Raw genomic sequence first — 13,030 nt, 5'->3', positions numbered from 1 at the left:
CGACGCTGGTGGCACCACGGACCAGAGGGAGAGTCATGGCACATCGGGGAATCGCCGTCACCGCCACGTCGCTGCTCGCGGCGCTCACGCTCGGCGTCGCCGGCTGCGGTACGGCCCAGGTCGCGCAGGACGGTACGAAGGCCGCCGTCGTCGAGGTGGCCGCCGCGCTGGGCGTCGAGGGGCAGGCGTTGGCCGCGCTGGGCCTCGACCCGGTCGAGTTGGACCTGCTCGCCGCGCCCGCCGCGTCGACCACCCCGTCCCCGCAGGCCGGGGCGAAGGGCAAGCGGAGCGAGCGGGTGAAGGAGCTGCGGCAGCGCCGGCAGGCCCGGGTGCAGCTGGGCCGCAACGGCCTGCACGGTGAGGCGGTGGTGCAGACCAAGGACGGCACGAAGACCGTCGTCGTGCAGCGCGGCGAGGTCACCGCGATCGACGGCGACTCGGTGACGGTGAAGTCCACCGACGGCTTCACCCTCACCTGGAAGCTGGGCGAGCAGCTCCGGGTGGTCGAGCGGCGCACCACCATCAAGGCCAACGACGTCAAGGTGGGTACGAAGGTCAACGTGGCGGGGGCCAGGGACGGCGACGCCAGCGTGGCCCGGCTGATCGTGGTGCCGGTCAAGCAGAAGTGACCCGTGGGGGACGGTCGGGCCGGCGTGGGCCACCACGCCGGCCCGACGTCCCGCCGACCGGTTCAGCCGGCCGGCGCTGCCGGCGGTCGGATCGCGCTCAGCGGGGCGGGGGCAGCGCGTAGCCGACGTGGTCGCGGTACTCGATCGTCCAACCCGCCGGGACCAGCCGGGCGCACTCCGTGCGGGGGCCGGTGCAGACGATCGCGTCGACCGAGGGGGGGTCGGCCGGCGGCCGGTCCGGCAGCACCGACTGCAACGCCACCAGCTCGGGCGAGCGGCCGTCGTCGCCGCGCAGCAGCAACCACCAGGGGTACTCCCAGTTGTCGTTCTGCTGCACCAGGCCGATCCGTCGGGCGTCACTCGCCCGCACCGCCGAGGCGGCCCACCGGAACTCGTCGGCCCACTGTGGCCGGCGCAGGAACCGGGTGTCCCACTCCGAGGTGGTGAAGACCGAGCCGGCACCGACCAGCCGGCGCGGGAAGCCGTACGACAGGGCCAGCATGCCGGCCAACGCGGAGGTGGCCAGCACGGTCACCACCAGCCCGGCGGCCACCGACCGTCGTCCCGCCCCGGGCCGCCGCCGCAGCACCGCGTCCACCCAGAGCCCGGCCAGCGGTACGGCCAGCACCAGCGCGTACAGCAGCAGCCGGTTCCCCCACGGCTGCCACTTGATCATCGCGGTGTGCAGAACCACCGCGAGCACCACCACGGCCGCGTACGCCCGCAGTGTCCCCGGTCGGCCGGGGCTGACCCGGCGGGGGCGGGCCAGCGCGAAGAGCGCCCCGAGCAGCGCCAGCGACCCGGCCAGCGGGAAGGCCACCCGGTCCTCGTCGGGATACCAGGAGGGCACCGGGAAGACCTCCCGGCCGAAGGTGATGGCCCGGTCCTGCGGGTCGACACCGATGGCGCGGGAGCCGGCCGTGATCGCCCCGGCGGTGCCGGCGCGCAGCGGGGCGAGCGGGGTGTCGAACGCGGTGTGCCCGATCCGCAGCGCGTTGACCAGCACGGACGTCGGGTCGTGCCGTTCCATCGGGATGGACTCGCGCAGTCGTGGCGGCCCCAACGGGTGGCCGAACTCGGCGGTCTCCCGGGCCAGGAACGGCCCCACCACGGTCGCCGCTACCAGCAGCACCAGCAGCGAACCGCCCACCGTCCGGGCCACCTGCCGGGTCCCGGTGGGTGCCGGCCGGTCGGCCGCCCGGGTCGCCGGATCCGACCCGACACCGTCGACCGCCCGGCCGGTCCGGTCGGTGCCGGCCCCGGCGGAGTGACCGGTGCCGCCTCCGGCGAGGCGGAGCTGGGCCAGCCCCCAGAGCAGCAGCAGGGGACCGACGGCGATCAGCCCGCTGGTCTTGGTCAGCGCGGTCAGGCCGGTGGCCGCGCCCAGCGCCAGCGCGGCGGTCAGGTCGGCCCGGCGGCGCAGGCCGTCCAGCACCAGGGTGGCGGCGCAGGCGGCCCAGGCGGCGGCCACCAGGTCGGTCTGGGTGCTGGACGCCTGGAGGGCCACCATCGGCGTGGTGGCGAGCAGGAACGCGGTGAGTAGTTGGGCCCGCCGACCGCCGCCGAGCTGGGCGGTGATCCGGGTGGCCGCCAGCAGGCAGCCGATCCCGGCGGCCCACTGCACCAGGTTGTGCAGGGCGTCCCCGCCGGTGAACAGGCGCAGGTGCAGCAGCAGATACTCCGCGCCGGGCGGGATGGTCACCTGCCGGTGGATGGCGGTGGGCCAGAACTCCAGGCTGCCCTGGGCCACCCAGTGCTCCACCTTCGGCAGGTGGTAGGTCTGCGAGTCGAAGTTGTTGGGCTCGGCCAGCAGCGCCACCACCAGCTCGATCGACACCATCGCGAGCACCCCGCCGGCGAGCAGCCGCTCGCCCCGGGTCGCCGTACGCCGCAGGTGGGTCAGTCGGCCCGCCCAGTCGGACAGCACCGCCGCGACGCCGCGCCCGGCGGTGCTCGGCAGTTCCGCGCGGGTGCCGGCGGCCGGGTCCCCGGTGAGGTCGTCCGCCCCCGGCCCGTCCCCGCCCGGACCCTGTGCCGTCGGGCCGCCCACTGCCGAGCCGACCAGCACCGCCCGGCGGGTCCGGGTGGCGGTGGTGCCGGGCCGGCCGGCATCCCGCCCGGACCGTCGGTGGGTCGCCGCAGCGACCGCCACCCCGGCGACGAAGAGCAGCCAGGCCAGGGCGAAGGCGGGCAGGGTGAGCGCGTCGAGGGCGCCGAGCACCTCCACGGTCAGCACGGCGAAGACGCCGGTGAGCAGGGCGGCCCGGACGACGCCGAGGCGGTGCGGGGCGACAACCCCGGCGGCCCGGGGCCGCAGCAGAGCGGAGAGCACCACGAGCGAGGCGACGGGGGCCGCCACGAGCATCCAGCCGGCTGCCGACATGGGCGGAAGTAAACACCATTGCGCTGAAAGACCGGGTGCCGGCCGGTACGGTGGCCACGGATGACGGAAACCCGCCGCTGCGGTGGCGACCCTCGCGGGGCCGATCTGCCAGGCTAGGCTAGGCCCGACTCACTGTCGCCACCGTGGAGATTCCCGTGAAGCTCTCGATCCTCATGCCGGTCTACAACGAGGAAGAACGCATCGCGGATGCCCTCAAGCAGGCATTGGCGGTCGATTATCCGTGCGAGATCGAGCTGGTCGTGGTCGACGACGGCAGCCGGGACGGCACCGGGGAGATCCTCGGCCGGGCGGACGACGCGCGGCTGCGGGTGATCACCCACTCCCGTAACGCGGGCAAGGGCGCGGCGATCAAGACGGCCGTGGACAGCGCCGAGGGTGAGTACATGGTCATCCTCGACGCCGATCTGGAGTACGACCCGCAGGACATCCCCCGGCTGCTCGCCCCGGTGCTCGACGGGCGGGCCACCGTGGTCTACGGCAACCGCACCTTCGGCAGTCACAGCGCCTACAGCTTCTGGTACGTGATGGGCAACAAGGGCGTCACGATGGCGGCGAACGTCCTGTTCAACTCCTACATCGGCGACCTGGAGACCTGTTTCAAGCTGATGCCGGTCGAGCTGTACCGGTCGCTGGGCATCCGGTCCCGGGGGTTCGGGATGGAGGCGGAGGTGACCGGCAAGCTCCTGCGCCGTCGCATCCGCCCGTACGAGGTCCCGATCAGCTACCGGGCGCGCGGGCGCGAGGAGGGCAAGAAGATCACCTGGAAGGACGGCGTCGAGGCGATCTGGATCCTCGGCCGGGAACGCACCCGTTCCCGGCCGTCGCGCGTATCCCGCTGAGCGCGACGGCCGGGCCCGCCGTGGCCTCCGGTCGGCCGGCGTGGCCTCCGGTCGGGTGTCCCCTCCGGTCGGGGTGTCGGAGGCCGCCCGGTCGTCAGGAAGGGCCGGTGTGGTGGCCCGCCGCCAGGAAGTCGCCGATCGCCCGGCGCAGCCCGGCCGGGTCGAGGCCGTGCCACCGGTCGTGATCCTCGGCGGTGCCGTAGCGCCGCAGCTCCGCCCGGCCCACGCCGAGGCTGAGCAGCCGGTGCGGCCGGTCCGCCAACGCCTCCGCAACCACCCGCGTCGAGGTGCCGGCCAGGTAGGGCTCCACCACGATCACCTCGCCGCCGGCCAGGGCCCGTAGCCCGGTCACGTCGAACGGCCGGGGCCGGTGCGTGTAGGCGACCGTCACCGGTAGCCCGGCCACCGCGGCGAGCGCGGCGTCGAGCACCGGACCGACCGCCACCAGCAGCGCCGCGCCCGGCCCGGCGTCGCGCACCACCTGCAACCCACCCGCCTGCGGGTACGCCCGCCTGTTGCTGCGCAGCGACAGCCGCAGGTAGGTCGAGTGCTGCCCGCAGACCGCGTCGCGCAGCAGGTCGGGGACCTCGTCGGGGTGACCGGGCACGTGCACGGTCCAGCCGTCGAGGGTGTCGATCAGGGCGACGTCGGCCGGGGCGAGGTGCGTCCGGCCGGCCTCCGCCCGGTCGTACGACGCGCCGATGCTGACCAGCACCGCACCGACGCCCTGGTGGTCGAGGTCCAGCTTGATCTGCTCGTACGCCCGCTCGACGAGGAACGGGGCGTAGCTGTGCACGATCGGGCGCTGCCCGGCGAGGGCGAGCCCACCGGCCACCCCGACCATCAACTGTTCCCGGATGCCCACGTTGACCACCCGGTCCGGGTACCGTCGGCCCGCTTCGGCGAAGGCGTCGGCGGAGATGTCGGCCAGCACGATCGTGGTCCGGGGTCGTCGAGGAACCGGGTGGCGCTGGCGACGAAGGTGTCCCGCATGGTCATGACCGGCTCCCCGGGGTCGGTCCGTCGACCGCGACGACGACGTGCGGGCGGTGGCCGTCGTGGCCGGTGAGGGCGGCGTGCAGGGCGTCGTGGTCGTGCCCGTCGACGGTGGCGGCGGTCCAGCCGTTGACGGTGAACCGGGTGGCCACCCCGCCCGGCCAGCCGTGACTGGCCGACGCGTTGTCGACCACGATCGCGGTGAGCCCGGCCAGGCCGGTGGCCCCGGCGTACGCGATCGCCTCGTGGTTGGAGCCCTCGTCGAGTTCGGCGTCGCCGAGCAGGACGTACACCCGGGGGGTGGTGCGGCCCTGGGCGCGTAGGCCGAGCGCGGTGCCGACGCCCAGTCCGAGGCCGTGGCCGAGGGAGCCGGAGCCGATCTCGACGCCGGGGACGAGGGTGCGGTCGGGGTGGCCGCCGAGGCGGCTGTCGGGCCCGCCCGCGTCGTCGAGCCAGTCGACGGGGATGAACCCCTTGGCGGCGAGTACGGCGTAGTAGCCGGCCACGGCGTGCCCCTTGGAGAGCAGGAAGCGGTCCCGGTCCGGGTCGTCGACGGTGGCCGGGGTGACCCGCAGGACCCGGTCGTAGAGCACCCAGTGCACGTCGACGGTGGAGTAAACGTTGTCGTCGTAGGCGTTGCCGGCGCGGATGCGTTCCAGCGGCGCGACGACCGGGGCGGGGAGGGTGCGGCCCCACGGGCGGGTTGCGGTCGGTGTGGTCATGTGGCTAGTGTGCAACCTGAAGTTGACTTCAACTCAAGGGCCGTGATGCACGAGTCACTCACCATCGGGCAGCTCTCCGCGCGCAGCGGGGTGGCCCAGTCGGCGCTGCGCTACTACGAACGCCTCGGGCTGATCCACGCCGAGCGCACCGGCGGCAACCAACGTCGCTACGCCCGCACCGAGCTGCGTCGGGTGGCGTTCATCCGGATCTCCCAGCAGGTCGGCATCTCGCTGGAGGAGATCCGGACCGCGCTGGACTCGCTGCCCTCGTCCCGCGCCCCCAGCCCGGACGACTGGGCCGCCCTCTCCCGCACCTGGCGGGAGCGGCTGGACGAGCGGATCAAGCTGCTCGGCAAGCTCCGCGACGACCTGGACGGCTGCATCGGCTGCGGTTGCCTGTCGCTGCAGCGCTGCACCCTCTACAACCCGGGCGACACGCTGGCCGGCGAGGGCCCCGGCGCCCGCCTGGTGCTGCCCCGCCGCGACGGCCCGCCCCCGCCGGCCTGAACGCTCCCCGGGCTCTGGGCTGCGCTGCCGGCCTGAGCCGACCGACCAGCCGTAACCCCCGTACCCCCGCCTGGCGTGGGCCGTGCCGCCGGCGCCTGGTCCGGGGCCGTGCGGCGCTCCTGCCGCCGTGGTCCGGCCGGGCCGTCACCCGGTGGTGAGCAGCACCTTGCCCACGTGGTCGCTCGACTCGACCAGCCGGTGCGCCTGCGCGGCGTCGCGCATCGGCAGCCGCCGGTCCACGATCGGCCGGACCGCGCCGGACTCCACCAGCGGCCACACCTGCTCCCGGACGCCCCGGACGATGTCCGCCTTGTCGGCCAGCGGACGGGACCGCAACGCGGTGGCCGCCACCGACGCCCGCTTCGCCAGCAGCGCGCCCAGGTCCAGCTCCGCCTTGCGCCCGCCCTGCATGCCGATCACCACCAGCCGGCCGCCGTCGGCCAGCGTCGCCACGTTCCGGCCCAGATAGGAGGCACCCATGATGTCGAGGATCACGTCCGCGCCCCGTCCGTCGGTGACCCGCCGGACCTCCTCGACGAAATCCTGCTCCCGGTAGTCGACGGTGTGCGCGGCACCCAACTCCCGCAACCGGTCGTGCTTGGTCGACCGGGCGGTGGCCACCACGGTCGCGCCCAGCGCCGCGCCGAACTGCACCGCGAACGTGCCGATCCCGCTCCCGCCGCCGTGCACCAGCAGCGTCTCGCCCTTGCCGAGGTGAGCCACCCGGACCAGGTTCGACCAGACCGTACAGGCCACCTCGGGCAGCGCGGCGGCGTCGACCGGGTCGACGCCGGCCGGCACCGGCAGCAGCTGCCCGGCCGGCACGGCCACCCGCTCGGCGTACCCGCCGCCGGCCAGCAGCGCGCACACCGGCTGACCCACCGCCCAGCCGGTCACCCCCGCACCGAGCGCGCCGACAACCCCCGAACACTCCAATCCGGGGTACGCGGGCGCACCCGGCGGTGGCGGATACTGCCCCTGCCGCTGGAGCAGATCGGCCCGGTTCACCGCGCTGGCGGTCACCTCGACGACCACCTCACCCGCACCGGGCTCCGGGTCGGGCACCTCCGCCCAGACGAGCGCGTCGGGTCCACCGGGTTCCGGGATCGTGATCGCGTGCATGGCCCAGTCTTACCCGATCCGGGCCGCAGTCTTACCCGATCCGGGACGGGAACCACGCTTGTCTGTCGACAAGCGCCATGTGGGCAGGTCCGGCCGGCAATATCCACCGGCCGTCGTCCCGGGCGGGCCACCGCTCGCCCAGGACGGCCGGAAATTCGGCCACAGTGGACCGACCGGGTGAGGTCACGCTGGTCATGCCATGGATCAAGGACCCCTTTCCGGTACGCCGGACCGCGCCCGACGGTGGTGGGCCGGCTCGTCCGGACGCGGTTCGTGGCAGACTAGGCACAGGCCGCGCACCCCCGGGTGGCGGTTCGGGAGGGTTCGCCTAGTGGCCGATGGCGCTGGTCTTGAAAACCGGTAAGGCAGCGATGTCTTCGTGGGTTCGAATCCCACACCCTCCGCTCCCTGGACAGCAAAAACGCCCCCTGACCAGCGAGAACGCTGGTCAGGGGGCGCATCTGTCGTTGGTGAGTCGGTCTCACTTCGTCCTGCTCCGGGCCACCGGGACTCACTGGTCGCGGCAAATGGGTGGCAAAGTTTGCCGCCAGCCTCGGTGACGCTTCCCGCCTGGCGGCTTTCGTCACCCGTCCGTCTCGGAGACTTCGTCAGGCTCAGGCGTACCTAGTGCTCCCTCGATGCGCTTACGAGCTGCTTCGTCCTGCCCGTCGATGCACGACGCGTAGACCTTGAGCAGCACGTGCACGCTGTGCCCGGCCCACTCGGCGACCTGCGTTGCCGGCACACCAGCATTGAGCCAGAGCGACACTGCGGCATGCCGCAGGTGATACGGCACCCGAGCCAGCACGGACCGCTGCTGCGCGGGGGTGAGCGCCTTGCCGCGTGCCTGCCGCCACGCTCTCAGGTAGGTGCTTTTCGACACGGGGCCAGGCCGCGCCCCTGGCGCGTTGAACATTCGGCCGCCAGGCTTGCCGTACTCCTGCCGATGGTGTCGCAAAATGTGGACGAGTTCGGGGCAGGCCGGCACATCACGCGTCGACCTCTTCGCGCGGTGCTTCAACTCACGATCCTCGCGCATTTCCCCGCTGTCGCTCCATTCCTCGCCGACGTGCTGGGTCGAGCCGCTAAGGTGCAGCCATCCCCAGCCCTCTTCGGGTAGCTCGCACTCGTCGTTCCTCAGATGCATCACCTCTGAGGGACGCAGCGCCGCGAAATACATGCACGCGAAGAAACCCTCTAGTGCGGGGTCTTTGTCGCGCACTGCGGCCAACAGCGAGCGTGCTTGCTGCGGGTTCGGTACGACCTTTCGATCAATCTTCTCTTCGTTCTTCGGGGCACGCCACTGGACGAAGTCCATCGGATGCGCGTCGAGGTATCGCAGCTCTACCGCGTACTTGAGTGCGCCGTACAGAATGGCCCGCTTGCGCGCAACTGTGTTGGCGGCGGCCGGGCCGCCGTCGAGGCGGGTCGCCAGCAAATCGAGTGCTTTCCGAATTGTGGCGGCGTTCGCAACCTCGGTCAGCGGCAACGTGTTGGTCTTGAGCCATTTGACCACGGGCGCGAGGTCGGCCGGCGGGTCGGCCTCGCGTTGCGACTTGTTGAACGCCCACGCATACAGTGCCCGCCTAATGTCTTCCCCGGAAGGCGCTCCGCGAGAGTCGCCTAGGAATGCCGGGGTGACGGTCGTGAGTGCGTCGGCGATGCTCTTTCGCTGGGTCGCTGCGGCCCGTGCCCATTTCATGTCCACGAACGCCACGGAGAGTTCGTACCACGTCCGGCTATTCAGCTCTCGCGCCATCGGTTCGGGTAGGCCACTCGGCTTGTCGAACGCGGTTCCCTCGCGCTGCGCCACGACAAGGCGCGATCGGAAGCTCTCCGCCATTGCCCGCGTCTGGAATGTCTCGCCACATTCGCGGCCGGCTACCTCCCACCGGACACGATAGGTCTTCCGATCCTTGCCGGTCTTTCGGTCGCGTCCCTTATATTCGCGGATGGTCCAGATTCGTACGTCGTAGGTGCTGCTCATGCTGCCTCTTCGCGGTCGTTGAGCCAGTTGTCTAGGTCGCGGCGGCGGACGTAGAGGCTGCCGTTGGGGTACTTGATGGTTCGGGGGGCGCGGCCGGTGGCCTTCCAGCGAAAGAAGGTCGAGCGGGGTACGCGCAGTTCGTCCAGGACTTCGGCGAGGGTGAGCAGGTTTCCGGAGGGTGTACGGCGGGCGGTGGTCATGGGCGGGTATCCCCCCTCGGGGTGGCGTGGAGGTAGATGCGCTGAAACATCGGAGAGCGGCGGTCATCGAGTGCCCCGGCTGTTTCAGTGGGTGTGCTGTGCAGCGGTGAGCGCCTTCCGGTCGGCCTGGTTAATCGCTGTCGGTCATGGCCGTGATTCCGCGCATGATCACGTTTTCGAGCCAGGCCATGTAGTCGACTGCTGCGGCCCGGACCTCCGGGGCTTTGTACTTGTCGTTGACGTCGTTGGCAGCGCGGATGTAATTCGCGATGAGGCCCTGAGCCTTGCGAGTTGCGTCGTCATTGGGTGGTGTGGTGGACATGGGAGCGCCTTCCGGTCGGTGCTGGTCGGCGTGTGGAGGGTCGGTTGTGTGGTGCGGCAGAAGGGCGTTGGGCGGGCCGCTGAGAACGCCATAGAGCCAAGATCCGGGGCATCCCGATGTACTGCATAGGGCGGATGGGCTGTGTGGCTCTCAGCGGGCCGGTTCTGCGTGCTGTTCGGGGTTGGTGGTCCGGGTGTGGCCGGGAGGGGCGGGTGGTGGTGACACGGTGACAGTTGGGGGATTGGTCGGGTGTTTGTGCTGGTGGGGTGGGGTTTGGGGCTGTCACCGGGTGGTGGTGACAGGTGGTGACAGCGGTGACAGCAGGTCGGGGGTTGTCACCGCTGTCACCGGTTGTCACCGGGGGGTGGTGACAGGGTTTCAGGGGTTGTGAGCTGCGGAAACGCGGCTGGCGGGCGGGGTTGTCACCGTGTCACCGCTGTCGGCACCCTCGGCGGTGAGGTCGGCGGCGCGGGGGTGGACTTCGTAGCTGCCGGTGTCGGTGGTGCGGACCCAGCCGTGGGCGGTGAGGACGTCGAGGACGGCGGTGACGTCGGCGGCGCGGGGTAGTTGTCGGTGGCAGCGGCGGTGTAGTTCGCGGCGGGTGAAGGTGGTCATGCCTTTCGCGGTGATGATCGCGAGGGTGCGGCGGGCGGTTTCGGTGGCGGCGTCGGCGGTGATGGTGGCCATGGCGGCGCGGTAGTGGGCGGCGAAGAACTCCGCGAGTCTGACGGCGTCGGCCATCCGCTGGGCGTCGATGGGGCGTCGCCAGGCGTCGGCGGGGTGGTGGGCGACGTGCAGCAGTCCGGCCAGGCGCAGGGTTGCGCCGGAGAGCTTGTTGCCCCACTCCCGCATGTCGTGCAGGCTTCCGCCGGGCCGTAGCTGGGCTTCCACCTGCTCGGCGGCGGCTCGGCGCACCTGGCCGGCGTCCTCGGTGAGTACCACCACGGCGGGGTCTTCCCACTCGGCGAACGTGGCGGCCAGGTCGTGTATCCGGTGCTGGTAGCCGGCGGTCACCGGTTCGGGCACCGGGGGCGTGTCCACGGGCCGATAGCCGGCCATCGACACCGGCAACGCGAACAGGAACCGGGCGGGCAAGCCACGGCCGGCCAGGCCAGCGTTCCCGCCGAACGCCCGGAGCACGACCGGTTGCGCCATCACGCACACGGTCAGGGCCGGCTTGTCGATGGAGGCACCCTCGCGGGTGGTGCGTTCATTGCTCATCGGCTGTCCGGCATGGCCTTTGAGGTAGGGGTCGAGGTTCGGGGAACCGGAGTAGCGGCCGGCGAGGGTGTCGAAGATGCCGCCTTCATCGCTGATGATCGCCATGCGTCCGCCGTTGGCGGCCATCAGGCTGATGAGCGCTTCGGGGGTGGCGTCGTCGGTGATGAGTTTCGGCAGCCCGGGGACCGTGATCGCTTCGGCGGCGATGGCGGCGGCCACCGCTTCGGCGGCGGCGTCGTCGCGTTTGCCGGGGTCGGTGGCTTTCGCGGCCTGGGCTTTGGCCTGTTCGGCTTGCCGGTCGGCGATGTCCCGCAACGCGGCGGCCTCAGCGATCCTCGGCCGGATCGCGTCGGCAAGCGTGGCCTGTGCGAGGAACAGGGGTCCGGTCATCGCCCGATGAACGGGACTCTTGCGTTCGCCGGGGCCGGCGATGACGGCGGTGAAGATGTTCGTCGGTTCCCGCCACCCGGGCACCGGTTCCACCTCCAACCGGCCACCCACACACGCCGACAGAACAGCGACAGCGAGGGTGCCGGCCATCGCCGGGTCGGTGGCGGTGAACCGGGCGACACCGGTCGCCATGTCGCCGAGCCACGCGGGGAACACGTCGAGCGGGAACGGCGGTGTGGGGGCGGTCGCGCCGGTCAGCGGCACGGGCATATCCCACAGCGGCCCACCGCCCGGTGGCGCATTGGTGTCGTCCGGATCGGTCACGAGGTGCAGTCGAGACGGGGTCATGCGGCGACTCCTTCGGCGCGGAAACCGCCGGTGATGGCACTGTGGATTTCGCGTTCGGTCTGCTGGGCGGCGCGACCGGTGTCGGTGAGAGCGGCAATCGCGTCGGCGTGGCTGATGGCTCCGGCGGTGACCATCCGGGCGACCCCTCGGGCGGCGCCGTAGAGGGTCACGCGGTGGCGTCCCTTGGGGGCCGCGGCAACGGTGGCCAGAATGGAGGCGAGCAGCGCGTCAGGGGATGAGATGGCCCCGCCCCCGGGCGTGCGGGTCGGCCTGGTCGTGTCGCTGACGGTGCGGGTCGGTGCGGCCTGGCAGGCGTCGAGCAGGGCGGGGGCCATCTCAATCAGGTCGTGTTCGCCGTCAGCCCACCGGTACGGGCGGCCGGTGCGCGGGTGTCTGCTCGGCGGCAGCACGACATAGCCGCCATCGGCCTTGATGTCGATGCCGTGCCGACCAGGCATCGGCCGGGAGATCACCGGGGTACCGGGGTGCCGGTAGTACAGGTGCAGCCCGTCGGACCCGGTAACGGCGTAACGGGTGCGGGGTAGCAGTCCTTCGGCGATGAGCGCGGCCATGCTGTGATGGCCACCGTGCCGTGGGTCTACATCCACGACCACCGTCCCGGACGCGGCCCCGGTCCGCAGGGCGAGTTGCCCGCGCGGCACGGCATCGATAATCGCGGTGACCCGTGCCGGGTCGGTGGTGGCGGCGTAGAAGCCGTGGCAGGTCAGGCACGGGCAGGCGTTCTGGTCGTGGGTGGGGTCTTCGTTGACCTTCGGGCAGTCGGGGCAGTTCGCTACGGGCCGTTTGGAGCGGCCGAGCATGAATACCGGCCACCCGTGGGCGGCGTACCGCAGGGCGGCGGTGAGCAGGTCGGGCATGGGTTGGTTCTCCTGTCCGGTGGGTCTGGTCAGGGCGGCGATGGTGTCGGGGGTGGGGTTGCGTAGGACGGGGATGCCGGCTTGTTCGGCGAGGGCTGCGCATCCGGTCGCGCCGGGTGAGCGGTCACGGATGAACGCCACGACCAGGTCGGGGCGGGTGGCGACCATGGCGGCGTTACGGCGGGGGCCGGCGGCCCGCCCGGCCGACCAGTCGGCGGGGTAGCGCTCCACCGTCACCCCACGTCGGGTACACCAGGTGTGGGCGATGGCGTCCGCCCCGCGCGGGCAAGCTCCGTGCAGCACGGTCAACGCCTGTCCGTACCGGTCGTGCAGGGCGGTGAGAACGCGGTCGATGGCGGCGCGGTCGGTCCAGGTACGGGAACCGGTGACGAGAACCCTCATCGACCCTCCTTCCGGGCGATGGGGTGGCCAGCGCCGCGCGGACGCTGGCCACCGTGACGATGA

The 13,030-nt window shown here is 71.9% G+C and carries 11 protein-coding genes, 1 tRNA gene and 2 pseudogenes; 4 read left to right on the top strand and 10 right to left on the bottom strand.

Annotation, left to right across the window (positions count from 1 at the left end):
* Window positions 1-35: 35 nt before the first annotated feature.
* Window positions 36-629, top strand: a complete 594-nt coding sequence (locus tag JQN83_RS00635) for a hypothetical protein (RefSeq protein ID WP_208565050.1) — start codon at window positions 36-38, stop codon at window positions 627-629.
* A gap of 97 nt (window positions 630-726) precedes the next feature.
* Here JQN83_RS00635 and JQN83_RS00630 read toward each other — a convergent pair whose 3' ends face one another.
* Window positions 727-3,012, bottom strand: a complete 2,286-nt coding sequence (locus tag JQN83_RS00630) for a phospholipid carrier-dependent glycosyltransferase (protein WP_208565049.1) — start codon at window positions 3,010-3,012, stop codon at window positions 727-729.
* Between the two features lie 155 nt (window positions 3,013-3,167).
* Between JQN83_RS00630 and JQN83_RS00625 the strand changes: the two genes are divergently transcribed.
* Window positions 3,168-3,872: a glycosyltransferase family 2 protein gene (locus JQN83_RS00625; RefSeq protein WP_208565048.1), complete on the top strand. Its 705-nt coding sequence runs from the start codon at window positions 3,168-3,170 to the stop codon at window positions 3,870-3,872.
* A gap of 94 nt (window positions 3,873-3,966) precedes the next feature.
* Here the strand turns inward: JQN83_RS00625 and JQN83_RS00620 are convergent.
* Window positions 3,967-4,865, bottom strand: a pseudogene (locus tag JQN83_RS00620) (transketolase family protein).
* Window positions 4,866-4,867: 2 nt separating this feature from the next.
* The gene (locus JQN83_RS00615; RefSeq protein ID WP_208565047.1) at window positions 4,868-5,590 is read right to left on the bottom strand and encodes a thiamine pyrophosphate-binding protein; all 723 of its coding nucleotides are present in this window, start codon (window positions 5,588-5,590) and stop codon (window positions 4,868-4,870) included.
* A gap of 45 nt (window positions 5,591-5,635) precedes the next feature.
* Between JQN83_RS00615 and soxR the strand changes: the two genes are divergently transcribed.
* Window positions 5,636-6,097, top strand: a complete 462-nt coding sequence (gene soxR / locus JQN83_RS00610; protein WP_208565046.1) for a redox-sensitive transcriptional activator SoxR — start codon at window positions 5,636-5,638, stop codon at window positions 6,095-6,097.
* A gap of 144 nt (window positions 6,098-6,241) precedes the next feature.
* Here the strand turns inward: soxR and JQN83_RS00605 are convergent, their stop codons facing one another.
* Complete coding sequence (locus JQN83_RS00605; protein ID WP_208565045.1) at window positions 6,242-7,219, bottom strand: NAD(P)H-quinone oxidoreductase; 978 nt, start codon at window positions 7,217-7,219, stop codon at window positions 6,242-6,244.
* Window positions 7,220-7,536: 317 nt separating this feature from the next.
* Between JQN83_RS00605 and JQN83_RS00600 the strand changes: the two genes are divergently transcribed.
* Window positions 7,537-7,623 (top strand) — tRNA-Ser (locus tag JQN83_RS00600).
* 179 nt (window positions 7,624-7,802) lie between these two features.
* Here JQN83_RS00600 and JQN83_RS00595 read toward each other — a convergent pair.
* The 6 genes and pseudogenes from JQN83_RS00595 to JQN83_RS32670 form a co-directional block, all read right to left on the bottom strand.
* Entirely contained in the window at window positions 7,803-9,206 is a 1,404-nt protein-coding gene (locus tag JQN83_RS00595) for a tyrosine-type recombinase/integrase (RefSeq protein ID WP_208565044.1), read from the bottom strand.
* A complete protein-coding gene (locus tag JQN83_RS00590; RefSeq protein WP_208565043.1) occupies window positions 9,203-9,406 on the bottom strand; it encodes a helix-turn-helix transcriptional regulator in 204 nt (67 codons plus the stop codon). Before JQN83_RS00590 ends, JQN83_RS00595 begins: the two co-directional genes overlap by 4 nt.
* A gap of 130 nt (window positions 9,407-9,536) precedes the next feature.
* A complete protein-coding gene (locus JQN83_RS00585; RefSeq protein ID WP_208565042.1) occupies window positions 9,537-9,728 on the bottom strand; it encodes a hypothetical protein in 192 nt (63 codons plus the stop codon).
* 378 nt (window positions 9,729-10,106) lie between these two features.
* On the bottom strand, window positions 10,107-11,687 hold the full coding sequence (locus tag JQN83_RS00580) for a YfjI family protein (protein WP_208565041.1): 1,581 nt from the start codon (window positions 11,685-11,687) through the stop codon (window positions 10,107-10,109).
* A complete protein-coding gene (locus tag JQN83_RS00575; protein ID WP_244251615.1) occupies window positions 11,684-12,565 on the bottom strand; it encodes a bifunctional DNA primase/polymerase in 882 nt (293 codons plus the stop codon). The genes JQN83_RS00580 and JQN83_RS00575 overlap by 4 nt, the downstream gene beginning before the upstream one ends.
* 213 nt (window positions 12,566-12,778) lie before the next feature.
* Window positions 12,779-12,967: pseudogene (locus JQN83_RS32670) on the bottom strand (DUF2493 domain-containing protein); the annotation flags it as partial.
* Window positions 12,968-13,030: the final 63 nt, after the last annotated feature.

This window comes from Micromonospora antibiotica, from assembly GCF_017599305.1.
Taxonomy (GTDB): domain Bacteria; phylum Actinomycetota; class Actinomycetes; order Mycobacteriales; family Micromonosporaceae; genus Micromonospora; species Micromonospora antibiotica.
Note: the sequence above shows the minus strand (reverse complement) of the source record. Positions and strands in the feature narration are given on the sequence as shown.